The sequence below is a fragment of the Limnothrix sp. FACHB-881 genome (assembly GCF_014698135.1).
Lineage (GTDB): Bacteria > Cyanobacteriota > Cyanobacteriia > CACIAM-69d > CACIAM-69d > CACIAM-69d.
Window position 1 is genome coordinate 165,887 of the sequence record NZ_JACJSN010000001.1, and the last position, 24,220, is coordinate 190,106.

Sequence of the window (24,220 nt, forward strand, 5' to 3'; positions counted from 1 at the left end):
ACTGCCCCTTTGAATCTGGCTGCGTTCCATCCCTTGAATCGTCCTGATCACGACCCTGCACAACCTGACAATCACCCTCACCCTGCCGCCGATTCCGACCAGTCCCATCAGCCCGCCCCCAGCTCTGCCCAGCATCTCGACTCCAATCCCGCTCCCAGTCCTGCTCACGGCCATGCTCACGGCCATAGCCATGGCCCGTCCCACAGCCACACCCACAACCCGGAAGCGATTCGCAAAATTGTGAATCGTCTGTCGCGGATTGAAGGCCATGTGCGCGGCATCAAGGCCATGGTGCAGGATGGGCGAGATTGCCCTGATGTGTTGATTCAGTTGGCGGCGGTGCGCGGTGCGATCGATCGGGTGGCGCGGGCCATTTTGGATGAGCACCTGAATGAGTGCATTGTGCGAGCAGCACGCGAGGGCAACATTGACGCGGAATTGGCGGAACTGAAAGCGGCGCTCGATCGCTTTTTGATCTAGGGGGAGGTGCGGCAGATGACGGCAACGCCTTCCCCAGCGCCGACCACCGTGGGCGAAGTCACAACAGTGCAGCCGGGAACCCTATATTTGGTGGCCACCCCGATCGGGAATTTGGAAGATATCAGCTACCGAGCTTTGCGAATTTTGCAGGCAGTGGATGCGATCGCGGCGGAAGACACCCGGCACACGGGCAAGCTGCTAGCCCACTTCCAAATCAGCAAGCCCCAACTGAGCTATCACGAACACAACCAGACCAAACGGATTCCCGAAATTCTCGATCGACTGCGGGCGGGCCAGGCGATCGCCCTGGTCAGCGATGCGGGTACGCCGGGCATTTCTGATCCGGGCGTGCCATTGGTGGCGGCTTGCGGGGCGGCCGGGTTGTCCGTTGTGCCAGTGCCGGGAGCCTGCGCGGCGATCGCGGGGCTAATTGGCTCCGGCTTACCCACCGATCGCTTTTGTTTTGAAGGATTTTTACCCACCAAGGGCAAAGAACGGCGCGATCGACTGGCTCAACTGGCCCAAGAGGCCCGCACCGTGATTCTTTACGAAGCGCCCCACCGCCTGCGGGAAACCCTGCAAGACCTGGCCAACCACGGCGGCGACCAACGACCGATCGCAATCGCCCGGGAACTGACCAAGCGCTACGAACAGTTTTGGCGCGGTTCCCTCTCGGAGGCGATCGCCACTTGGACTCCCGAGAATCCCGCCTGTCCCATTAAGGGGGAATTTGTGCTCATTTTGGGCGGAGTGCTCCCGGTGGCCCACCAACCCACGGAAGCGGAGATTATCGCCGCTCTGGCCGATCGAATGACCCAAGGGATGAGCCGATCGGCCGCCAGCCGCGAGATTGCCGGCCAACTGAACCTGCCCAAGCGATCGGTCTACGAGCTATCCCTCAAAATTCCCGACTAGGGCCCGGTCAAAGTTGCCCAATCGCCTTGTGGGTTTGTGGAATCACAATCACCTGCGGTAACCACTGTTTCAGGTGTTGTTGCCAGGCCAACACTTGTTCGGGCTGGGGCGGTTGCGGTGGTTGGCGATCGGGCTTAATCGGTGCGGGCAAGGGCGAAACGGGTTGCATCACGTAAACCAAATGGGGATCGATCGCCGCCACCAACTCAGCCGATCGAGTCAGATCTGCCAGCGTGGTTGCCTCGGAAACAATCGCTTTCACAAACACCCACTTCTGCGCTGCCACCGCCAACCGCAAAAACTCCCCATGGGCTTCCCAGTGGGTTTCGCCGCTGACACTGGGCAACTTCAAATCCATGCCAATCCAATCCAGCCAAGGCAACAGGGGTTCCAACTGCTGTGGCCGATGGCCCCCGGTTTCCAAATAAACCGGCAGGCTGGAAACGGTCTTCAAGGCTGGTAAGAAATCTTGCAAAAAACGACTGTGCAACAGGGGTTCACCCCCCGTGATGCTGATGCTGTCGTGTAGATGGGGGCGATCGAGCTGTTGCACCCAGTCCAGGAGCTGCGATTGGCTCACGGGGTTGGCAACAGTCACAAAATCCCGCAGACCAGGGGTTTGCTCAATGTCACAATGATCGGGAGCCACCCAGGTGCGATCGCTATCGCAATAGTCACAGCGCAAATCGCATTGGGCAAACCGGATGAACAGTTGCCGCGTGCCCACGATCGGCCCTTCACCCTGGATTGCTGAAAAAACTTCAATTAACCGTGCCGTCGCCACCCGATCGCTCATGATCTTCAGGCGCTGTTCGCCCGCAAAAAACCGCTAACTATCTTAGACAGCCAGCGGTCTGGATTTAATCAACTCGATTCAAGGAGAAGGCAAACTGCAATCTCCCCAGTCATTGCCCTCGCTGTGATTCAGGGCCGTGATCGGGGAATTTGGCAGGCTACGCACAGCTTCGCTTGCGATTTTTTGTTAAGCGTCGCTTTCGATATACAGGAACAGCAGGGCCATTGTTACAGCAGGAAATACCCAGCCAACAATCGGCACGAAAATCGAAGGAAGAAAAGAGGCTGCCATGGGAAAAGATCCTTATTCTTAATCGAATTCAGAGGATTTCCCATTAACTGTACGAGCTGGCCTCCGGTGTGGCGTGGGGTTGCTAAAGATTTTTAACAAACAAGCGAATCAAGGCTTGAACCAAGGCTTGAACCAATGCTTGAATCAACGCGGGGAGCTGATCGCCCCCAACATGCTCTGTGATTGGGTTTTGGATCCTTGACCGGAGGCTCAATTCCGCCCTAATCCCAACGGGAGGGCGACAGGGCCTCAAACAGGTTGTTGATCGCCAATGGATCCAATGTGGGGCGATCGGGATGGGCCTCGGGGGGCAACACGGGCGCAACAATCACCGCCTTGCGGCTTTCGCGGTGGGTTGCCAACTCCATCACCACCGCCTCAATGCTCAGTTCCGCCACCAGGGCCGGCACGGTCAAGGTGACACGGGTTTCCAATTCCCCCAGGCCATTGGGGGGCAACTCCAACAGCCAGCGCGGTGGTTCCAAGATTTGGCGCGTTTGTCGATCGCTCGTCCAAACCTTAATGCAGAGTCGTGAGGGCACCTCCGTCACTCGCAACCGCAAGGTGGCCGTGGTTTCCGCCACCAGGGGATGGGTCAACAGCTCGATCGTGGGCTGTGGAATCGGCATCGTGGGCGGCAAGGTGGCATCGGCGGGCGGCGGCGGCGGTGGGCTGGCCTGAACAGGCCAGCCATTGGATCCGTTTTGCAGCGGCAACAGGTCATCCACCAGCACTTCACCGGCTGTCCAGTCCGCATCGGGATCCGGCGGCTCCGGGGCGGGCGCAACTCCCTCTCCTCGGGCCCGCATCCAGGCCCGTAAATCTTGGTCATCGGCCAAGGCCGTGAGTCTTGACCAGAACCGGTGACCCTTGGGCAGCGCATCAAAGGGTGAAGGCTCACTGGGTAAGGGGTCGATCGCCCAAGGGGCCGGGCCGTTGGCGGTGGGAATTGGCGCAGCGGGGGGCAACCCTTGCAAAATGGCAGCTTCCGGCAACTCAACACCGGCGATCGGGGCGGGGGCAACCTCGGGCATTGACGGCGCGGAGTCCATGGACGGCGACATGGATGGCGACATCGATGGCAACATGGGCGCTTTCGCCGGTTGCACAAAGTTCAGCAGCTTCAGATCCAAGCTCTTTTTGGCGGGGGCTTGGGCATTGGGCCGAAACGGCAGGGATTCGTGCGGCAACGCGGCCGGGGCCCGATCGTCCTCTGTGCAATCCTCTGGGCGAAAATCCGGCTCGATCGCCCGCAACAGGGCATCGGCATCGGCGGCCACCGCGAAGGCCTGGCTGGTAAGGGGTTCGGCGCTGGGCAAACTGTGGGGATACAAAGCCAGCTCGCCCAACATCAAAAAGGTGCTGGCTTCCAGGGGCAATTCCACGGTGCAGGTGAACTGACCCGGTAAGGGGCGATCGCTTGGCCGGCTCCAGCGCGACCCGGCGATCGGCTGGCGCAACCGCACCAATACCCGCTGACTATTGGGATCGCGCAGGGTCACCCGCCATTCCAAGGTGGGCGGCAGTTGAGCCAGCATGGGGGCCTTGGTTGGTTCGGCCCAATCCAAGCTGCCTTGCAACACCAACTGATCGCCCCAAGCGGTGATGTAGGTGGTGCGATCGAGCCGTAAGTGTAAGGGAGGAAGCTGGCTGGCGGCCACCAGCGGGTCGATCGTTTCCATGGGATCCGGTTCCGCCGGTTCCACCATTTGCTGCAAGAGGCGATCGGCGATGCGCAAGAGGCGATCGTCTTCCACCTGAATCAACCGCTCGATCGGGGGCGTGAAGGGTTCCGTGGGCGGTAAGGCCGGCAGAGGAATCGATGGGGGCTTGGCCGAGGCTGGCTCTGGGGCAATTGCTGGGGTAATTTCTGGAGTGTTTTTCGGGGTGCTCTCTGGGGTAATTTCTGGAGCAACTTCTGAAGCGATTCCTGAAGCGATTTCTGAAGCAATAGGCTCTAGCTCCGTGGCCTGGGGAATTTTCGGGGCGATCGCCTCGGCCAGCCCGTTCGCCGCGTTCGCTTCCGCCACTAGCTCCGGCATGACCTCTTCAACGGCCCCCTCAGCACCATTCACGCCATGGGACGGGGAGAATTCATCGGGCGATCGACTCGCCACTTCTGACCCGTTGGATTCCTGGGCCAGCGCATCCGTCGCCGGTTGCGGTTCCACATCCACCCAATCTTCCGCCTCCACGGCCAACACTTGCAGCGTCACTGCATAGCGCCAGGCGGGCCCCGTGGTTGTTGGATCCGCCTCCTCGCCCACCGATTGCCGACAGCTAAATTCCCAAAGCCCCGGCCGCAACACCGTGAACGGAATCACCACCACCAGCCCATTGACATTGGTTTGGGCCGATCGGGACTGGGTGCGTTGGCTAGTGCCCCCGATTGCCCCATCCGGCTGGTAGCCCACACGAATTTCCACTGCCGCATCGGGATAGCTCGATCGGGCAATCAGGCGATAGCGTCCTTCCAAAACTTCGACGCTGGGCGACTCCAGTGGCAACCAAGCCCGATCGCCCTCCTTTTGCAGCAAAAACTCGCAATACTCCATCGACAACGTGCCCCGCAGGGTGAAGATTTAGCGGCGCGCGCAACGCCCAAAGCCAGCACCGTTGACTGGAATTCCTGAATTCAACCCCAAGGTTAAATCCCCGGCCCATCCACAACGGCGTTCAGCGGAAAAAGTGCCCCTATCCTACTCCATTAACCAGGGAACCCTGGGCTACTCCGGGGCATTCTGTCCGTATGGCAATTGACGGAGCAAAGGGGTCTAACTCTCTACAATTCAAAGCTTCTCAGCCGGTGATCCGGGTTCAGGTGTTTTGCCAATAATCTAAGCTCCTTTAAGCTCCTTTTCAGACATTCTCTGAAATTTCTGTTGAGATTTCCCTGCGATTCCTATGACATTTATCGATAAATTACACCGGGCGGCCCAATCGCGCGGGAGTTTGCTGTGCCTCAGTTTGGATCCGAGTTCTAACTTTTTGGAAGCGGCTGTGGCCGACATTGCGGCCGGAGTCGATCGCCCCCTGACGGCCCTGGGGGACTGGCTGCGAACGATGGTGGCCCAAACGGCGGATTTGGTTTGTGCCTATAAGGTGGCGATCGATCCCTACTTGCTATTTGGGGCGGCGGGCTTGGCCCTATTAGAAGACCTGTTGCGGCACACGATTCCGGCAGAATTGCCCGTCATTTTGGATGCCAAACATGCGGACTGGATCAACAGCGGCCTGTTTGCCCGCACAGCGTTCGATCGCTGGCAGGTGGATGCCGTAACGATCGTGCCCTTTTCGGGCCAAGACCATGCCGCGCCCTTTTTGCTCCAAGCCGATCGCGCCCTTTTTGCCCTGTGTTACACCGAAAATCCCTCCGCCCGCGTTTTGCAAGACCCGGCCCCCGAGGCCGAACCCCGCTACCTCAGCTTGGCCCGCGAGGTGCAAACCTGGGGCATTCCCAGCCAAATGGGCTTGGAACTGGAAGCGGCGGATCCGGAAATCTTGCGGCGACTGCGGGCGGTGGCTCCAGAAGCGCCCATTTTGTTGCGGGGGGCTTGGTCAGGGGCGGGGCTGGCAACGGTGGACTATGGCCAAGACCTGGACGCGGCCACGGGCGATCGACTGGATGCCAATCTGCGCCAAACCCTGCAAGCGGGCCTGGCGGCCGATGGTGATGGATTGATTGTGCTGGTGCCTCGGGCGGCCCTCAGCCACCCGGAACCCCGTCGCCAGATTATGCAACTGCGCGATCGACTCACCCAAGCTCAGACGGCCGTTTGCGGGCCGATCGCGGAAGCCTGCCCCCTTTGGTTACCCGCTCCCGCCAGCACCAACACCAGCGCCCATCCCCACGCGGAATTGATTGTGCAGCTCTTCGACTTGGGTTGCATTTTGTTTGGTGATTATGTGCAGGCCTCCGGGGCCACCTTTCCCTATTACGTGGACTTGCGGCAAATCATCTCGAATCCCCAAGTCTTTCACAAAATCCTGTTGGCCTATGCCGATCGGGTGGCTCCCCTAACATTCGATCGCCTGGCCGGCATTCCCTACGGCTCCTTGCCCACGGCCACCGGCTTGGCCTTGCACCTGAACCGCCCCATGATTTTTCCGCGCAAGGAAGTGAAGGCCCACGGCACTCAGCGGGTGGTGGAAGGAAATTTCACCCCTGGCGAAACGGCGGTGGTGGTGGATGACATTTTGATTTCCGGTAAAAGCGCGATCGAGGGAATTGGCAAGTTGGAATCGGTGGGGCTGCGGGTCACTGATTTGGTGGTGTTCATTGACCACAACACGGGAGCCAAGGAACGCTTGGCCGCCAAAGGCTATCGATCGCACGCGGTGCTCACCCTTGGCGAAATTGCCGACACCCTATTTGCAGCAAACAAAATTGCTGAACCCCAATACACCGCCCTCAAGGCGATCGACCATGCTTAGCGGGTCTCTGAAAAGCCTAAATTGCTACCTTTTGGGCTTTACCAATCGACGAAGACAAGGGGCTTAAGCCCCTTGCTCCAATGGCAGTTAGTGCTTGATTTCTATCAGAAAATACTGTTCAAGTAATTCGCTCAAGGTAACTCATTTGGACGAATTGTTTTGAGTGGGTGAAGACCAATTCTAATCAGCTCCAATTAACCCAAGCCGGTTAAAACAAGACCAAGCAAACTCAGAAGAACAAAGATAAGCTAAGGCTACTCAATCGCCTCGGGATCAATCCCCTGTTGCCGCAACAGTTCCGCCAGGCGATCGGCTCGTTGTCGCTCTTGATTAGCCAGTTGTTGGGCCGCTTGCAGATTCTCAACTAAATTTCCAATCTCATCGGGAATTGGTAAGAAGTTTCCTGTCTCTTCCTGTCCAAAGCGCAAGAGGGAACCTTGAACACTGAGCTGCAAACCTAAAACACGCGATCGATGGTCTTCAATGGGGATGTAGCGACCATCCCATAACCGATAGCCCTGAAGTTGCCCTGCAATCCACTCATTTTTAGGATCAAACAACCAATATTCTTGGATGCCCATTTGTTCATAAAGAGCATATTTGTGCCCTTGGTCTTCACTTTGGGTTCCCTTGGAAGTAACTTCAAAGATGATGCTCGGAATTTGACCCTCTTGCCAAGTCTTATAATTATCTCGGCCGCCGGGGGCTACTCCAAAGATCACCATCACATCAGGAGCAACCCGCAACCGAGGAAGATCTTGGCTGTAGTACAAAAACTGATTGGCTAAAACAGTTGCTTGTTGTCCTTTAAGGTGTAGTTCTAGCGCTTTGAGAATGGCAATAATGGCGTTGAGATGAAGATAAGTTTCCGCTACAGGCTTTCCGTCAGAGGAGGGGTAATCAATTTCTGGCTTTGAGAGATTTGAGAGTGAATCAGTTCCTGTTTTTAGGATGAAAGGTAACATGATTAGGGCAGCCGGCACTGCTAAGAAATTAACTAGACTAAGACTGCATTTAGATCGACCTTCATCATCAAGATGAACTCTAGAAAGATGGTTAAATCGTCAGAAGCAAGATGTTGCTTTCTCAAAATTTATCCAGGGTTTTCCCAAAGACGATTGCCGAATCGGGGGGATTTTGCTATGATGTCTGCGCTTAAGCGGATATGGCGGAATTGGTAGACGCGCTAGATTTAGGTTCTAGTGCCGCAAGGCGTGTAGGTTCAAGTCCTATTATCCGCATGGGTTCAGCGCAGCATGTTGCGAATTGAACGGTTAACCAAATCCTATGATGATCGCCCGGTATTGCGAGGACTGAGTTTGTCCTTGCGACCGGGCGAAATTTATGGGCTGCTGGGCCCCAACGGCGCGGGCAAAAGCACGACGATTAATATCCTGGGTCGCCTGTTGGTGGCTGATGGGGGTGAGCTGTGGTTGGGCGATCGCCCCTTGGCCCAGGCTCCCCGCCACTGGTTGGGAATTGCCCCCCAGGAAAACTTGCTCTACAAAAGCCTGACCTGTGCTGAGAATTTAGATTTTTTTGCCAGTTTGTATGGTTTGCGGCGATCGGAACGGCGATCGCGTTTGGCTCAGTGCTTGGCTTGGGTGGGCTTAACCGATCGCGCCGATAGTCCCGTGGAAACCCTCAGCGGCGGGATGCAGCGGCGGTTGAATGTGGCGATCGCCCTGGTGCATCGGCCCAAGTTGGTGATTTTGGATGAACCCACAGCGGGTTTGGATTTGGAAGCCCGTTATGACCTGTGGGCCATGATTCGGGATCTGAAAAAGCAGGGTTTGACGGTGTTGCTGACCACCCATTTGCTGGAGGAGGCGGAGCGCCTGTGCGATCGAATTGGAATTTTGAGCCAGGGGGCGATCGCGCTGGAGGGAACTTTGGCGGAACTGCGATCGACCATTCCCGCCGCTGAGTTGGTGCGGGTAACGACGGCCGATCGCGCCGGGACGATCGAACGGGTGGAGCAACTGGGCTGGCCCTGGCGGGAAGCTGGGGGAGAGCTGGTGTTGTGGTTGCCGGAGTCCCTCAGTTTGCCGGAGTTGCTGGAGCGGCTGTCGGGCCTGCCGATCGATGGCTTGGCCCGTCAGCCCGTGGGTCTGGAGGCGGTGTATTTGGAAATCACGCGCCGTAGCCTGGCGGTTGGGGCGCGATCCAACTCGGCTTGATTAATCTGCCTGATCTGCCTGATCTACCTGCCCGATCTCGATCAGTTGACTGGCTCACCATAACCGGCTCACCATAACCGGCTCACCCGCCCGATCGATGGGTTTGATCCACTTGAAGGCCGATTAGCCTTGGGTGAGCCGCTCCAGGGTCGGCACAAAGTCCGGATAGGAAATGGCCGCCGCCTCTGCCCGATCGATGGTGGTGGTTCCTTGGGCCACCAACGCCGCGATCGCCAGGCTCATGGCAATTCGGTGATCCGTGTGGCTGTCCACATCGGCCCCCCGCAATTGCACCGGGCCGGCAATTTCCAGCCCATCCGGCTGTTCCGTCACCTGGGCCCCCATTTTTTGCAGGGCCGCCGCCATCACCGCCAGGCGATCGCTCTCCTTCACGCGCAACTCTTCCGCATCGCGAATCACGGTTTTGCCTTGGGCCACGGTTGCCGCCACGGCCAAAATGGGGATTTCATCGACCAACCGAGGAATCAGGGCCCCGCTAATTTCGCAACCGTTGAGGGGGCCATAGCGCACCCGCAAATCTGCCACCGGTTCGCCCGCCGCGTCGCGCTCGTTTTCGAGGGTGATGTTGGCTCCCATCTGGTGCAGCACGTCGAGGATACCGGTGCGGGTGGGGTTAATGCCCACGTTCTCGATCGTCAGGTCAGAGCCGGGCACGATCGCCGCTGCCACCAGCCAAAAGGCCGCTGAACTGATATCCCCGGGCACGATTACCCGCTGGCCATGGAGCTTGGCCGGGCCGACCACCGTGGCGCTGATGGTGTCCGGATCCACGATCACCTCTGCCCCAAACGCCCGCAACATTCGCTCGCTGTGGTCGCGCGACAGGGCTGGTTCACTGACGGTGGTTTGTCCCTCGGTCATCAACCCTGCCAGCAAAATGCAGGATTTCACCTGGGCTGAGGCGATTGGGGATTGGTAATGAATGGGCTTGAGGGCCTGACCCCGCACGGCCAGGGGCGCGAGGGTGTTGTCACGGCGGCCCCAAATTTGTGCCCCCATCAGGGTCAAGGGCTTCACGACCCGACCCATGGGCCGCGATCGCAGGGAGTCATCGCCCGTAATTGTAAAGAAGCGATCGGGATGGGAAGCCAAAATGCCCAACATCAGCCGCAGGGTCGTGCCCGAGTTGCCCGCATCCAACACCCCGATCGGCTCCTGCAGATTGCCGATGCCAATGCCGCGCACGGTTACCCGATCGGTGTTCAGCTCGCTGATTTCGGCTCCCAAGGCTCGGAAGCAAGCGGCGGTACTGCGGGGATCTTCGCCTAACAGCAGGCCCTCAATGGTTGTTTCCCCTTCCGCCAAGGCCCCGAGCATCAGGGCCCGGTGGGAAATGGACTTGTCGCCGGGGATCCGCACGCGACCCACGAGGGGGCAGCCCTCGGCAGTGGGAGAAAGGATCAGCCGTTGGCGGGCGTTTACAAATTCGGATGTTACGATCGGGTGGAGCATCGGAAGATCGACAGGGTTCGGACTCGCGATCGCGCCGGGAGAATTGCCACAGGCAGAATTGCCCTAGGCAGTGATTGGCTTACCGGGCCCTAAGGGCTTGGCAAACCCATCGCCCAGGCTCGCCCGACAATCCTATCGCTTTCCGGGTTTTGCGCGTGATGCTTCTCCTGAGCCAACAAGGCTGCAACCTATGTCGCCGATTCGTCACCGCCGTCCGATTAGCCTGTCGCTGTTGTCGTTAGATTTACCAACGGCCGCCTCGATCGAAACTTCCGCCACGATTTACGAAAATGAGCGCGATCGCTTCCATATTCTGCTGGCGGAACCGGCAGTGAAGGCGATCGAACCGGTGCTGATGCCCGGTTATGCGGCCAATGCGGAACCCCAGGGCGATCGCAGCTTGTGGCTGGAACTTTCCCCCCAGCGGGCTGTGTTAACCATGCAAAGCGCCAGCGGTTTCCACTACCGCCACCTGTGGGAACGGGGGGTCTATGGCATCAGTCGCTATTGGCTCCAGGAAGCCACAGACCAGGGCTACGAACAAATTCGCCTCCGCAACTTCACCCGCAGCCTCACTCTGTCGGGCCGGCCGGTTCCCGATTGGGTGCGTTTGGAATATGAGCTTTGGGCCCAGAATTTGCCTTTAGGTCGCTATGTGTTGAACCTAGAGGTGTTTTAGGCATCTCAATTTGAGGCCTCAAACCCCCAGAAACCGTGCCAAATCTCAGCGGACAGGGGGCTTGAGAGCCTGTCGTCAAATCACCTGAAATCCTGATTCCACCGTTGGCAGATCGTGGGAGGCAAGATGCTCAAGCCCCTTGTCCTGAACAGACAGCTGGGACATGGGGAATCAATGTGCCCGCGACCTTTGAGTTTTAAGCGGCTTTAGCGGCTTCGTAGCGCTGGTTAATTACCGGCCAATTCACCACATTCCACCACTGCTGGAGATACTGATCGCGTCGGTTGCGATAGTTCAAGTAGTAGGCATGTTCCCAAACGTCGTTGCCGAGCAGGGGAATTTGACCCTCCATTCGTGGGCTGTCTTGGTTGGCGGTGCTGGTGACGGTGAGTTTTCCTTGGCGATCGAGCACTAGCCAAGCCCAGCCACTACCAAAGCGCTTGGCCCCCGCTTGGTTGAACGCGGTTTGCAGGGCTTCAAAGCTGCCAAAGGTGTCTGTAATTGCCCGGGCGATCGCCCCAGTGGGTTGGCCGCCCGCGTTGGGGCCCATGCTTTCCCAAAACAGGCTGTGGTTGTCGTGACCGCCGCCATTGTTGCGAACGGCGGCGCGAATGTCGGCGGGCAGCGCGTCGAGATTGCTGATCAGATCTTCGATCGAGCGCTTGTGCAGTTCGGGGTAAGGCGCGATCGCGGTATTCAGGTTTTTGACGTAGGCGGCGTGGTGCTTGTCGTGGTGAAACTCCATCGTTTCCCGATCGATCGTCGGTTGCAGTGCGTCGTAGGCGTAGGGTAAGGGCGGTACTTTGAAGATTTCGGGTACGGTCGGGGTGGTTTGGGCGATTGGAGCGGCGATCGCCCCATCTTGTCCCCACAACAACCAGTCTGCCAGGGTGAAGCCCGCAGCCGCAGCCAAGGATTGCCGAATTAGCGCACGACGAGAGAGAGCCATAGGTAAAACCCTCGAATTGTTTTTTGCGTTTTTTTTGATTTTTTGAGGCCGGTTTGAATTTGGTCGCCTGCCCTAGGCCGGGAAGATCCGCAGGCGGCGATTGGGTTCCTCGCCAAAGCTGGTGGAGGTGAGTTTGTAATGCTCGATTAGCTCGTGCTGCATTTTGCGCACATGGGCCGATCGCGGCAACAACTCCACCGGTTGCCCCTTGGGAATCACAATGTTTTCCACCGCCAGCCGCGCTTCTTCGAGGGCTTCCAGCTCGTCATCGCTGGCATTGTCCGCAAACAACCGCAGATCCACCGGTTCCACCTCGCCGCCCTCGTCGTCCAGCTTCAGAATCCGGCGCAGGGTGCGGGCAATGTGGGCCGTGCTGTTGGACTTCAGGATATAGATCGGCAGTTGGCGGGTTTTGGCCAGGTGGCGCAACTTGGTGTGATTTTTCAAGTGGGTGCGCAACGCCAGCACCGCATCGGCCGTGTCCAGCTCCTTGGTCAAAACCACCGGCAAATTCAGCAACCGAATCGCCTGCTCGAGCTGGTGACGGCTGACGGCGTAGGGGTAGACGTAGAGATAGCCGTTTTGCTTCAGGTCGTCCGTTTCATCGATCGCCCGGGGGCTGTAGTCGGTGCGATCGAGCAGTTGGGCGAATTCCTCGTGGGGCGTGGCGGCTCCCAGGGGCACGACGGCCCGGCGACTGGGCGGCACTGGGGTCATTTGCCCGCTCGATCGCCAGCCGCGATCGCCCTTGCTGGGGCCGCCGTTGCGGCCCGCTGGGGCCAAGGAGCGATCGGTGCCCGCCGTCTCGGCTTCCGGCAGCTCGTGGGTAATCGTCACCTGGCCTGTTTCACTGATGGTGCGCACCTGCCGCTCGGGAATCCGCCCACGCAACAGGGAATCCACCGTGGTCGCCACATCCTCATGTACTACCCAACGGCTGCGCTCCTGCATTTCCACCGCCACCTCAAAGGTCGGCGGGGCCTTGCGTTCCAGGACGGTTTTTTGGGAGCCGCGCCGCCGGGCCTCTTCGTCGCCCAAGGTGACGGATTGAATCCCGCCGACCAAATCCGAGAGGGTCGGGTTTTTGATCAAGTTCGCCAACTGGTTGCCGTGGGCCGTGCCCACCAGTTGCACACCGCGCTCGGCGATCGTCCGAGCTGCCAAGGCTTCTAGCTCCGTGCCGATTTCGTCGATCACGATCACCTGCGGCATGTGGTTTTCCACCGCTTCGATCATCACCTTGTGTTGCAATTCCGGTTCGGCCACCTGCATTCGTCGGGCCCGCCCGATCGCCGGGTGCGGCACATCCCCATCGCCCGCAATTTCGTTGGAGGTGTCGATGATCACCACCCGCTTCTGGAGTTCATCGGCTAGCACGCGGGCAATTTCCCGCAGGGCCGTGGTTTTGCCCACGCCGGGCCGCCCCAACATCAAAATCGACTTGCCACTTTCCACCAGGTCGCGAATCGTGGCGATCGTCCCGAACACGGCCCGCCCCACGCGACAGGTGAGGCCAATCACGTCGCCCCGGCGGTTGCGGATGGCGCTGATCCGGTGCAGGGTTTGTTCGATGCCGGCGCGGTTGTCGCCGCCAAAATGACCAACCCGAGCGGTGGCATAGTCCAAATCGTCGCGGGTGACGGGTTTGTCGCTGAGGCTTTCGGTGCGGGCACCGGGGAACCGGGCCTCGGGCAACCGCCCAAAGTCCATCACCACCTCCACCAACTGATTCAAATCCGTATGATTTTCTAAAACTTTCCGCAGGTGAGGTGGCAAAATACCCAGAAGTTGGCTCAGGTCATCGGTGCTGCGAGTGCGACCCAGATCGATCGCTTCGCTACCCACAGCCGGTGCGCCAGCGGAATCAGCCATTGCTGCCAAGTCAGTTCCTTCCTTAACTTGTTGGGCGGTTTGCAAAGTCACGGGACGATCGCCAGTATCGGGAAACATCACCATAAGAGCTAATTAACAGCAAGAGGGCGCGGCAAGTTGGACTCGGAGCAAAGCAACGCTACAAACCTAGCCACGGGCTAAGGCGGCAGCGCTGCCAGCGGAATCGGAGCATGGGGAGCTTTCAGCGGAGCGAACAACGGTTGCGCCAAGGTCAGCGCCTCGGCCAGTAATTCCGGTTGGGTTTCGATCGGCACGGCTTGGCCCGCTGCCAGTTCCAGGGCCTCGAGCCGATCGGTCACGGGTTTCAGGTGCGATCGGGCATAGCTGCCATAGGCCACGCCGGCCAGGCGATCGGGCCCCAACAGATCCAAATCTCGCAGCTTGGGCACGGTGCGATCGTTCGTGCCCCCGGCCAACTGCACAAAACCGGGTAAGCCCAATTGCAAAACCTTCTGGCCCAGGGAGATCGCCGCGCGCGTGGCCCCTGCACCAATGTCGCCACTCATGGGCCGCCCGTCCGTTTGCCAAATCAGGGCGCAACCGGCCGCTCGCAAGCCGGGAGCCATCAAATCGTAGAGCGATCGCAAGTAATCTGCCAAATTCGGGCCATCGGGACAACTGACCGCCACCAACTGCAACCGATCGAGGTGGGGTTCCACCGATCGCCACAGCCGTGCAAAATCATCATAGCGACCCGGAACCGTGTGGATCTCGATCGCCTCCACGCCCAAGGGCAACACCACCGAGGCGATCGCGCTGGGGGTGGATACGTACGATCGGGCCCCAATCAAATCCAGCGGGCAAATATGCAAACAGCGGCCACAGCCGTAGCAAAGGCTTTCGGTTACGCCGCCCGGGTCGATCGCCCCCGTTGGACAAACCCGCTCGCAGGGCCGAGAACAATCACTAGGGCACTGAGTTGGGTTAAACTGGGCTTTGCGAAAGTGGGGGTCTTCACCATCGTTCAGGCTAACCATTAGCCAGGGCGATCGACCCGATCGGGACTGGGCAACCTCCAAGCCCGATCGTGCTGCCGCAATCACCGCCGGATCAGCAGCCACATCCACACAGTCAGCCCCCGCTAGCCCATAAACCAGGGCCAGAGTCCGGATGGCCGGCAAATGCTGGAAACTCGCGCCACAAATCAGCTTGAACCAGCACCCCGACTGCAATGAAACCAGCGGCGAAGGAAAAACACTCACCCTTCCATGCTACGCCCCCCCGCCAACTTTGCGATCGCCTAACTCCCAGGATGTTGCTCTGCTTTCTCTCGGCTAAGTCATCGTAATGGTGAAGCGATTACACGCTGGTCTTAGGCACTTGGTTTTCACCGAGAAAACCATGTTGAGCTGGATCCATGCTAGGTGCTAAAAAACTGTCACTGCCGTGAGTAATTAGCCGACCTAAGGGAACCCAATTCTTAATGGCTAGAAACTTCGACCAAATCATAAACTATCGAAAAAAAGTTGAAAGTTGATGAAGTGTGTAATTCTTGCCGGTGGACTAGTTACCCGGATTAGCGAAGAAACCTACCTAAAACCGAAGCCAATGGTCGAAATTGGTGGTAAGCCAATCCTTATGATACACTATGGAAATCTACTCAACCCATGGAATCATTAAAAATACCGCAGATGAAAATCGTTGCTCATAGAGGGGTATGGAAACATAAGAGTCAGCAAAATACCTTGGAATCCATTTGCCTTGCCTTTGAGAGTGGACTAGGGTGTGAAATTGATGTGAGAGATTATGCCTCTGAAATCGTAATATCCCATGATGTGCCTTGCCTGCAACCCTTGAAATTGTGCGAAGTGCTAAAGACTTGCAAGGATAACAACGTTAATCCTCTCATGGCCATTAATATCAAGTCTGATGGGCTCTGTGACAGCATTAAGAGCCTTATGGAAGAGTACGACATATCAAATTACTTTGTATTCGATATGTCTCTTCCTGATACATTATCCTATGCTGATAGAATGATCCCGTTCTGTGTTAGACGCAGTGAGTATGAGCCGGAAACCCCTTTTGAGTTATATAGTCAGTGTTCTGGTGTTTGGCTCGATTCTTTCTGTTCCGACTGGTGGGACTTCGAGCTTGTGATGAGGCTTTTAGGAGATGGTAAATTTGTGGCAGTCGTTTCTCCCGAGCTGCATCGTCGCAACAAAGACAACACCTGGTTTCTGCTCAAAAATTTGAAGAATTTAGCCCCAAAGACCTTCTATGATAGGATACTGTTATGTACCGACAATCCTATAGATGCCTTAAAGTTCTTTAGATAAAGAATGCCAATGTGATTCGATAAAGTGACCATGGATAAACTCCTGATAAAGTGAAATGCCGCCACTATTTTGTCGAGTTCTCGTTCAAGCATGACTATTAGAGCTATTTTTTTTGATATGGATGGCGTACTTGTAGATGCAAAGCAGTGGCACTATGAAGCCCTAAATAGGGCCTTAGTCCTGTTTGGAATGGAAATAAATCTCTATGACCACCTGTCCACTTTTGATGGACTACCAACCCGGGAAAAGTTGAAGGCTCTTTCCAATACACGTAACTTGCCACTTGAGCTACACGAGTTGATTAACCAACTCAAGCAGAAATTCACGAGAGAGCTAATTGAAATCTCCTGCAAGCCAAATTTTCTTCATCAGTATGCTCTGTCAAAACTGAAGGGAGAAGGGATGATTGTGGGGGTTTGCTCAAACTCTATGCGTAGAACAATTTCCCATATGATGGAGTTAACTCGATTAGACTCTTACTTGGATTTTATACTTTCGAGTGAGGATGTTTCGCAACCTAAGCCAAGCTCGGAAATGTATCTGCGAGCTTGCGAAATGTATCAACTCATACCAAAGGAGTGCGTAATCATCGAAGACAGTGAGCATGGGTTGAAAGCCGCCTACGCTAGTGGATGCAATGTTCTGCCTGTTCAGAACGTCAACGATGTCAACTACGGTAATATATCCAGCTTCATCTTGTCACTGGATAGGCAGTCGAGCCCTCTGTTCTGAATAATAGACACTGATCAATTATTTCTGGCTTACAGTACTCTGGCGATGCGAATAATACTTCCTCTGGCTGGCAAAAACGAGCTTTTCTCGGCAGGAAAATTTGAGTTTCCTGCTCCCTTGATCGAAATCCATGGAACTCCCATTATCCAAATGGTTGTTCAGAGGCTGCTGAGAGACCTGACCAAAGTGTCAGTCGATCTAGAGATTATCTTTGTTGTGATGGAGGATGATTGTAGTCGATTTAGTCTTGATCGTATATTGAGATTGGTGTCTGAAGGTCTAGGAACAATCATTAGATTATCGCGGGAAACGCAGGGATCTTTGTGTTCCATTTTGATGGCGGTCAATCACTTCAACGATGGTCGCGAGTTGATTGTTGTCAACGCAGACCAAATTTTCGATATTGACTTGTCTGACGTAGTTTTCCGTTTCAGGCAAAAAGCTATCAGCGCTGGAGTTATAACGTTTGAGACTATACATCCAAGATGGTCTTATATCCGCCTGAACTCTGATGATGAGGTCGTAGAAGCATCTGAAAAGATAGTTATCAGCAAAAATGGTATTGCCGGTTTCTATTACTTCAGTCATGGGCATATCTTTTTTGAGAAAGCTAAACAGAGCATTCTAGATGAAGTAACTACGAATGGAAGATATTACATCGCCCCAGTACTTAATCAGTATATTCTTACTGGGGAAAAAGTTGATTATTATTCAATTGCTAATGAAAAATTCCATAGTTTCTACCTTCCAGAAAAAATTGACGAGTATAAAGTGAAGCTTGAAACAAAAGCGATGCTCGAAAGCGGCAGGCATGAGCAATCAGACAGAGCTTTTGACTGCTCAGATGTCACAATTGTTGTGCCTATGGCTGGACAAGGAAAGCGATTTGCTGACGCAGGATACGAAAGACCAAAGCCTTTTATCGAAGTTCACGGATATCCCATGATTGAGCGAGTTCTTAGGAACTTGAGCATTACCGGCGCTCGAAACGTAATCTTAGCTCGAAAGGAGCACGTTCAAGCCTACCCTAGCTTGATCGAAGCCTTAGTACAAAGCTTCAGATTGACAGTCATTGAGGTACAAGACGTGACAGAAGGGACTGCATGTACTGTACTCCAAGCTCGCCAATCAATTCCTGCTGATCGTCCTTTACTCATAGCCAATTGTGACCAGTTGGTAGATCTAGACATGAGCGCCATGGTTAGGGATTGCCTAGATCGGGGACTAGATGGCTCTATACTCGTTTTTGAAGATCGTCAACGTAATCCCAAGTGGTCATTTGTACAGATTGATGGGCAGGGTCTGGTGACACGTGTCAGAGAAAAAGATCCTATCTCTGACTTGGCAACAGTTGGAATATACCTTTTTACGAAAGCTAGTCTATTTTTTGACTGCGCGATTGATATGATTGCTAGAAATGATCGTATTAATGGAGAGTTCTACACATGCCCTGTCTATAACTATGCTATCAGTCAAGGAGCCAAGATCGGCATTTTTGGTATTGCTCCTGAGCAAATGCATGGACTAGGCACTCCTGAAGATCTAGCGATATATTTGGAACAGACTTCCATATTGGAAAATAATTAACTAATGTGACGCTATGCAGTGCATCATTCCCATCGCTGGCCCAGATTTTTACTCACCGGATTATGGCATTAAGCCCCTTTTTGAAGTGGACGGAGTCCCGTTATTGTACAAGAGCGTGACCTCACGTCCATGGTGGGATGCGGGAATCGTTACTGACAAAGACCTCATTTTTGCCCTTAAAGAGTCAAACCATCTTTCACAATTTAAGTCTCAACTTCTGGATTGGTTTCCTAGATGTAGAGTGATCACTTACTCTGAATTTACAACTGGGGCTCTCGGTTCGTGCTTTGGTGCCATACCCCTATTGAGGGACGATGATCTACTGTGCATAGACCTTGTAGATATACTGTACAGCATGGGTATAAACCAGATGCTTCACTACTTTGACCTGCTGACGGGATCTTGTGTCGGTCTAGTGCCATTTTTTCACTCCCAAGACCCGTGCTTCAGCTACCTCAAAGTGAATGAAAAGCTCGAAATTTGCTCAGTCTCCGAGAAATCTGTAACCTCCTGTAAAGCATCAGTAGGAACCTACATATTTAGAAATCCGCAGACCTTCATTCTAGGTGTTTACTCCAGCTTTACAGGTAGATATCTCCCACCCTACATTACATCCGTCCTTAATGCTCTTGTTCAGCAAGATTTAAGAATACTAGCTGTTCCCGTTGACGAGCCCAATCCACTGAGCTTGATTTTTCACTGAAGTCTAATAATTCTACGCAAAACTAGAATCACAAAAACGTCGAGAAAGTACTTGAGGGCAGCAAAAATGAAAATTGCACTGTGTCTGAGTGGCTATTTTGATACATTGTCTGTAAATGCCTTAGAGTCTGGCGTGCGTGGCTATGGACATCTATTTAAGACCTTGTTTTCAAAGTACCTAGTAGATGTATTCATACACTGCTGGCAGCCGGAAAAACTTGAGATTCTCTCGACTCTATATAATCCTGTATGCATCGAAGTAGATGATCAAGTAGACTTTCATGAAATCGCATGCCGCCATGGCATTTCGCAAGCCTACTTTGATGAAGGATTTGATCGAGAGTCCAGTGGTTATCAGAGATGTACAATCTTCAATTCCCTATCTTTTTTTTATTCGAGATGGAGAAGTATTTTTCTCAAGCGGCAGCACGAGTGCGATAACGGTTTTTTATACGATTGGGTTATTGTAGCCAGGCTTGACATTGGCCAGCGTGGAGGCTGGGAGGTTAGAAACCTTTATTTCGACAGTCAACTAGATCGATCCAGAGTCTATTTTGCGCTTTACCCTCAGCTAAATGCTGGCATGCCCGATATGTGGTTCTACGGTGCATCGAGCCATATTGACTCAATATCAACTATCTATGAGATGTCCTTGAAATACCTGCTTCCAGAGAGTGAATATGTAGAGATGGCAGTGTCTGGATGGCCTGACTCTAAGCTTTTCGATATTAACAAACCTGAAGATCCATCTCAGTACACAAATGAAGTTCTACTGCCATGCGAAATCAAATCAAAGTGCTTAATGCAGTACCCTCTGTGGTACTGCATTAACAATCACATGCTCTACAAATACCATCTACTCAAAGTAGGTCTTTATGACAAGGTGTCTTATGTTTGTGTACAGCAAGCATATGATCTGGCATTGGATGACAAAACACTTGTACCTGAATGCACTTCAGTCATGTACACCCATTCTGACTATTCTGATGTCTGGCCTGTATTCTGGGGGCAATATCGAAAGCATATGTCCTTTTCTTGTGAAATATCTCTATTCATCAATTCGGATGCTGATCAAAAGTCACTCAATGCCATTGAGGCGCAAAATGCGAAGACCAATTACCCTATGTACTTTTATGATTCAGCAGAGCCTTACCCTAAAAGGCTATTACTTGGACTAAAAAATATTTCTCACCCCTACTGCATCCTTCATCATGAAGACATGTTTCTTCTAGACGATGTAGATGGCGATTTTTTATTTTACTTGTTTAGAGTTCTTGGTCAGTCTACAAAAAGCTTTATCAGGCTCATATCAACAGATATGGACTTGAGAGATGGTGCCCAAGTCTTTCCACACCTGTATGATATCAACGGTGCATCCGAGTGGATTTTTTCTATACAGCCCAGTATCTGGAAAACAGAGGATCTAATCAGGGTTTGTGAACTATCTCGAAGTAACACTATTTGGGAATTTGAAATTGAAGCTCAAAAGCTTTGTAGGGACAATAATATCTTCGGCTTTGCCGTTTATACCGGTGAGTCCAAGAGAGGATCCCATCACTTTGATTCAAAAGTATATCCATACATTGCAACAGCTGTAGTCAAAGGTCTATGGAACTATTCAGAGTATGGTCAAGAGCTGATTCAGATAATTGATGAATATAAGATAAATGCTTGTAATAGAGGATTTCTATTCTGATTAAAATGCTCGTCTTCTAGGTGAAAGCTCTGGAAATACTCGAAGACTAATATGGGAGCTATCTGTTATCATGAAACAAATACTGAGTGCAAACTGTAGACTATTCTCAATCACAAAAATTAAAACATAAACTTGTGAGTAGTTTCTGTGAGGTAATAATTTTGGGTAATTGTGATCAATCTAGACGATTTAATGGATTCCCTGGTGTCACTATCAGTTCATCTTTCTCTCGACGCTGATGGTTAAATACTCGCAACCTGACTCTGGTTCAATTGTGCATCAATAATCCAATACAGAAGAAAACCTTGCAATGCGAAGTGTTCCAATTTACTATCAAGACAAAGTCTATACATTCAAAGTTCATGAGTCGGGTGAATTTATTTCTGATATCATTGCCTCGCATAAGAGCTTTTTTGAGCTAGATACCCTGGAATTCTGTCATCAAAATTTTGATCTGTCCTATGTGCTAGATATTGGAGCAAACATTGGAAACCACGCATTCTTCTTTGAGAAAGTTTGTGGGTCAAAGGTTATAGCTGTGGAGCCGCATCCAGATAACTTTACGTTACTGCAAGAGAACACTCAGAAATCCTTTAATTTGAATATGGCTCTTGCCGAAGCAGCTAAGCAAACATGGTTAGTTGATATTTTTGAATGCCGAGGCAATTCAAGTTTAATCAATAGTAACAGTTCAATATCAATTGGTGATACTTGTCATCTAGGAAAAGTATCAGATCTCATTCCGGTTCAAACAATCCCTCTAGATATTTTGGGACTAAAAGGACTAACATTCATTAAGCTGGATGTGGAAGGATCTGAACTTGATGTTCTTCAGGGTGCGATTAAAACATTAAAGAACTTTTCTGGTGTGATTATGATTGAAATTCATGAAGAATCCGCATTTAAAGTATTAAACGGAGGTAGGTATTCCAAAAAAGAACTATTCCTGCTTTTGATAGACTTGGGGTTTCGGTGTATATATAAGGATAGGTACTCAAATTACTTTTTTCAGAAGTGATACAATCACTAATTTTTTCAATTTTCAAAGCTTGAGATTCGTCTATGAATATTGGTTTGAAGCGAGACTTGCTTGACTATAGAATATCCGTAATTTTGAATATTCAAGATTTAGAGAACCTAGAAAATTGCTTTCAATTTCTTGCAGAGCAAGAACAGTATATCTGTGAAATAATAGTTGTTGCTGATTTTCTTGCTGATGACACTTGTTCTGCTAAAAAAGCCGAAAGAGCACTGAAAAATGCATCCTCGCTCCTCCTTAAGATCCAAGACTGTGTGTATTTAGTTTTCAAAAGTCCACACGATTTCTCGAATGTTCTGGATAATCTTAAATATACTCTTTCTTTAGGGCTGTCTATTAAAGGAAATCACCTATTAGTGTTGAATGAACATGAAATACCTGATAAATTTTGGGTACAAAGGTCTTTGCAATCACTTGATGCTGGTATAGGTCTTGTAGGCACAACAGGAATTCTATACCTGTGTTCAAGTTTCTACGCTAATACTATATTTGCTGGCAGTCACAAAATCGTGCTTAGAAATTTGAATCTTTCGAGCTATGGTAAGCTAATCCCAGTTGATTTCGTCATGGGAAGTCTAATGATAAAGAGATCATACCTGACTCTCATATGGAATTGTTTTCCAACGAGTGGGTCACTCGCTGGTTATCTGCACTTATCATTTTGGTTGCAACAGTACTCACTATCTGTTGCCGTAAATCCGCTATCAAATACCATGCAATCAAGGAGTATTTCGGAAAAAGCCGATCAAGAAATTTCGGAACTGTTCGTAAAAGAGGATGAAGAATACTTTCAGAACTATCGATCACTCGGCTGGAAATTAATCCAAGAGTGATAGATCTGATTAGGAAAATAGTACTCACTTCTGCATTGATCTCAGTGTTTCATCGACTTTTTTGCAAATATAAGTTACTTCTGAATCTGATAATCCAATCCATAGAGGCAACCTAACAAGAGAGTAGCTTGCTTTGATCGTATTCTTGAGTTGTCCTACACTTCTGCCATATTTTAAGCCAGCAGGTGAGTTGTGCAGAGGGAGGTAATGAAAAACTGCATGAATCCCTAGCGCTCGGAGCTTGTCTAAAAATTCACCCCTCTCAAATTTCTTCACATCTAAAAGTATATAATACATATGAGCATTGTGAAGGCAGTTGTCAGGTATTATCGGACGACGAAGGATGCCATCCTCTTCTAGTACCTGAAAATAGGAGTGATAAAAATTCCATATCTTAAATCGCTCTTTCAGAATGAATTCTCTGAATTTGAGCTGACTCAACAAGATTGTCGCAGTAATTTCACTGGGTAGGTATGACGATCCCAGATCTATCCATGTATACTTATCCACAATACCTTCAAAGAAAGCTTTTCTGTTGGTACCTTTCTCCCAAACTACATTTGCCCTCTCTGCGAAATCCAAATTATTGATTAATAAAGCTCCTCCTTCTCCAGAGCTTATGTTTTTGGTTTCGTGAAAACTGAGCGTACTAAAGTCCCCTATCGAAGAAACATCACTTCCTTCATAAGATGAGCCAATTGCTTGCGCCGCGTCCGAGATGACTAGCAAGTTATAAGATTTGGCTACTTCAAGGATGCGGCCCATATCACACGGGACACCTGCATAGTGTACGGGAACTATGGCTTTTGTTTTTTCGGTGATAGCAGATTCAACTTGATTTTCATCTATATTCAGGGTGTCCGGGCGTATATCCACAAACACAGGGATAGCTCCTCTTAGAAGAAAGGCATTGGCAGTAGAAACGAAGGTATATGATGGCATAATAACCTCGTCGCCTTCGCCAATACCCGTGACTAATGCAGCCATTTCTAGTGCTGCGGTGCATGACTGCGTTAGCAGTGCGGATTCGCATCCAGTAATCTCCTTGAGAATTTCTTGGCAAGCCTTGGTTTTAGCTCCATTGCCGGACAGATGCCCTGATTGCAAAACTTCAGTGATGTAAGCTACCTCAAGCCCTGAGATCCAGGGGCGATTAAACGGAATGTTCATCATGTTGTGCTTGTAAAAGTTGATGCTTGAATATTAGCCAACTATACTATATTTTAATGGTGGAATAGACAGCTCCTAAGTCCAGAGAAGCAAAT

At 52.2% G+C, this 24,220-nt stretch carries 20 protein-coding genes, 1 tRNA gene and 1 pseudogene; 13 read left to right on the top strand and 9 right to left on the bottom strand.

The annotated features are described in order from the left end of the window. Nucleotides 1–33: 33 nt before the first annotated feature. Both H6G52_RS00690 and rsmI read left to right on the top strand, forming a co-directional pair. On the top strand, nt 34–480 hold the full coding sequence (locus H6G52_RS00690; RefSeq protein WP_370567657.1) for a metal-sensitive transcriptional regulator: 447 nt from the start codon (nt 34–36) through the stop codon (nt 478–480). A gap of 15 nt (nt 481–495) precedes the next feature. Further along, the gene (rsmI, locus tag H6G52_RS00695; protein ID WP_099534642.1) at nt 496–1,395 is read left to right on the top strand and encodes a 16S rRNA (cytidine(1402)-2'-O)-methyltransferase; all 900 of its coding nucleotides are present in this window, start codon (nt 496–498) and stop codon (nt 1,393–1,395) included. 7 nt (nt 1,396–1,402) lie between these two features. Here the strand turns inward: rsmI and H6G52_RS00700 are convergent, their stop codons facing one another. The 3 genes from H6G52_RS00700 to H6G52_RS00710 all read right to left on the bottom strand — a co-directional run bounded on the left by H6G52_RS00700 (nt 1,403) and on the right by H6G52_RS00710 (nt 5,037). Further along, entirely contained in the window at nt 1,403–2,191 is a 789-nt protein-coding gene (locus tag H6G52_RS00700; protein ID WP_099534643.1) for a 7-carboxy-7-deazaguanine synthase QueE, read from the bottom strand. A 186-nt stretch (nt 2,192–2,377) separates the two neighbouring features. Then, the gene (gene psaI, locus H6G52_RS00705; RefSeq protein ID WP_099534644.1) at nt 2,378–2,482 is read right to left on the bottom strand and encodes a photosystem I reaction center subunit VIII; all 105 of its coding nucleotides are present in this window, start codon (nt 2,480–2,482) and stop codon (nt 2,378–2,380) included. Nucleotides 2,483–2,703: 221 nt separating this feature from the next. Beyond that, nucleotides 2,704–5,037, bottom strand: coding sequence for a hypothetical protein (locus H6G52_RS00710; RefSeq protein ID WP_190525802.1), 2,334 nt, complete (start codon nt 5,035–5,037; stop codon nt 2,704–2,706). 349 nt (nt 5,038–5,386) lie between these two features. Between H6G52_RS00710 and H6G52_RS00715 the strand changes: the two genes are divergently transcribed. Next, nucleotides 5,387–6,916 (top strand): phosphoribosyltransferase family protein, encoded by a 1,530-nt coding sequence (locus H6G52_RS00715; RefSeq protein WP_190525804.1) that lies wholly within the window; start codon nt 5,387–5,389, stop codon nt 6,914–6,916. A gap of 254 nt (nt 6,917–7,170) precedes the next feature. Here H6G52_RS00715 and H6G52_RS00720 read toward each other — a convergent pair whose 3' ends face one another. Then, a complete protein-coding gene (locus tag H6G52_RS00720) occupies nt 7,171–7,881 on the bottom strand; it encodes a Uma2 family endonuclease (protein WP_190525806.1) in 711 nt (236 codons plus the stop codon). A 194-nt stretch (nt 7,882–8,075) separates the two neighbouring features. Between H6G52_RS00720 and H6G52_RS00725 the strand changes: the two genes are divergently transcribed. Together H6G52_RS00725 and H6G52_RS00730 are read left to right on the top strand one after the other, a co-directional pair. Then, nucleotides 8,076–8,157, top strand: a tRNA-Leu gene (locus H6G52_RS00725). A 15-nt stretch (nt 8,158–8,172) separates the two neighbouring features. Continuing rightward, complete coding sequence (locus H6G52_RS00730) at nt 8,173–9,096, top strand: ABC transporter ATP-binding protein (protein WP_190525807.1); 924 nt, start codon at nt 8,173–8,175, stop codon at nt 9,094–9,096. 123 nt (nt 9,097–9,219) lie between these two features. Here H6G52_RS00730 and aroA read toward each other — a convergent pair whose 3' ends face one another. Next, nucleotides 9,220–10,569 carry a 3-phosphoshikimate 1-carboxyvinyltransferase gene (aroA, locus tag H6G52_RS00735; RefSeq protein WP_190525809.1) on the bottom strand — a complete coding sequence of 450 codons (1,350 nt, stop codon included), beginning with the start codon at nt 10,567–10,569 and terminating at the stop codon, nt 9,220–9,222. Nucleotides 10,570–10,759: 190 nt separating this feature from the next. On the opposite strand from aroA, the gene H6G52_RS00740 reads away from it, so the two are divergent. Further along, the gene (locus H6G52_RS00740; RefSeq protein WP_190354167.1) at nt 10,760–11,248 is read left to right on the top strand and encodes a hypothetical protein; all 489 of its coding nucleotides are present in this window, start codon (nt 10,760–10,762) and stop codon (nt 11,246–11,248) included. 196 nt (nt 11,249–11,444) lie between these two features. Here the strand turns inward: H6G52_RS00740 and H6G52_RS00745 are convergent, their stop codons facing one another. The 3 genes from H6G52_RS00745 to ldpA form a co-directional block, all read right to left on the bottom strand. Then, complete coding sequence (locus H6G52_RS00745; protein WP_099534651.1) at nt 11,445–12,197, bottom strand: superoxide dismutase; 753 nt, start codon at nt 12,195–12,197, stop codon at nt 11,445–11,447. 72 nt (nt 12,198–12,269) lie between these two features. After that, nucleotides 12,270–14,069 (bottom strand): R3H domain-containing nucleic acid-binding protein, encoded by a 1,800-nt coding sequence (locus H6G52_RS00750; protein WP_190354265.1) that lies wholly within the window; start codon nt 14,067–14,069, stop codon nt 12,270–12,272. A 158-nt stretch (nt 14,070–14,227) separates the two neighbouring features. Next, nucleotides 14,228–15,292 (bottom strand): circadian clock protein LdpA, encoded by a 1,065-nt coding sequence (gene ldpA / locus H6G52_RS00755; RefSeq protein WP_190525811.1) that lies wholly within the window; start codon nt 15,290–15,292, stop codon nt 14,228–14,230. Between the two features lie 274 nt (nt 15,293–15,566). Between ldpA and H6G52_RS00760 the strand changes: the two are divergent. The 7 genes and pseudogenes from H6G52_RS00760 to H6G52_RS00790 form a co-directional block, all read left to right on the top strand. Then, nucleotides 15,567–15,705: pseudogene (locus tag H6G52_RS00760) on the top strand (sugar phosphate nucleotidyltransferase); the annotation flags it as partial. Next, the gene (locus H6G52_RS00765; protein ID WP_190526230.1) at nt 15,698–16,366 is read left to right on the top strand and encodes a hypothetical protein; all 669 of its coding nucleotides are present in this window, start codon (nt 15,698–15,700) and stop codon (nt 16,364–16,366) included. The pseudogene H6G52_RS00760 and the gene H6G52_RS00765, both read left to right, overlap by 8 nt. 90 nt (nt 16,367–16,456) lie before the next feature. Next, complete coding sequence (locus H6G52_RS00770) at nt 16,457–17,098, top strand: HAD family phosphatase (protein WP_190525813.1); 642 nt, start codon at nt 16,457–16,459, stop codon at nt 17,096–17,098. Nucleotides 17,099–17,143: 45 nt separating this feature from the next. After that, nucleotides 17,144–18,685 (top strand): glycosyltransferase family 2 protein, encoded by a 1,542-nt coding sequence (locus H6G52_RS00775; protein ID WP_190525814.1) that lies wholly within the window; start codon nt 17,144–17,146, stop codon nt 18,683–18,685. 769 nt (nt 18,686–19,454) lie between these two features. Further along, nucleotides 19,455–21,083 (top strand): hypothetical protein, encoded by a 1,629-nt coding sequence (locus H6G52_RS00780; protein ID WP_190525816.1) that lies wholly within the window; start codon nt 19,455–19,457, stop codon nt 21,081–21,083. A gap of 310 nt (nt 21,084–21,393) precedes the next feature. Further along, nucleotides 21,394–22,101, top strand: a complete 708-nt coding sequence (locus H6G52_RS00785) for an FkbM family methyltransferase (protein ID WP_190525819.1) — start codon at nt 21,394–21,396, stop codon at nt 22,099–22,101. A 44-nt stretch (nt 22,102–22,145) separates the two neighbouring features. Continuing rightward, nucleotides 22,146–22,955, top strand: a complete 810-nt coding sequence (locus H6G52_RS00790; protein ID WP_190525821.1) for a hypothetical protein — start codon at nt 22,146–22,148, stop codon at nt 22,953–22,955. Nucleotides 22,956–22,979: 24 nt separating this feature from the next. Here the strand turns inward: H6G52_RS00790 and rffA are convergent, their stop codons facing one another. Next, nucleotides 22,980–24,125: a dTDP-4-amino-4,6-dideoxygalactose transaminase gene (gene rffA / locus H6G52_RS00795; protein ID WP_190526182.1), complete on the bottom strand. Its 1,146-nt coding sequence runs from the start codon at nt 24,123–24,125 to the stop codon at nt 22,980–22,982. Nucleotides 24,126–24,220 lie beyond the last annotated feature (95 nt).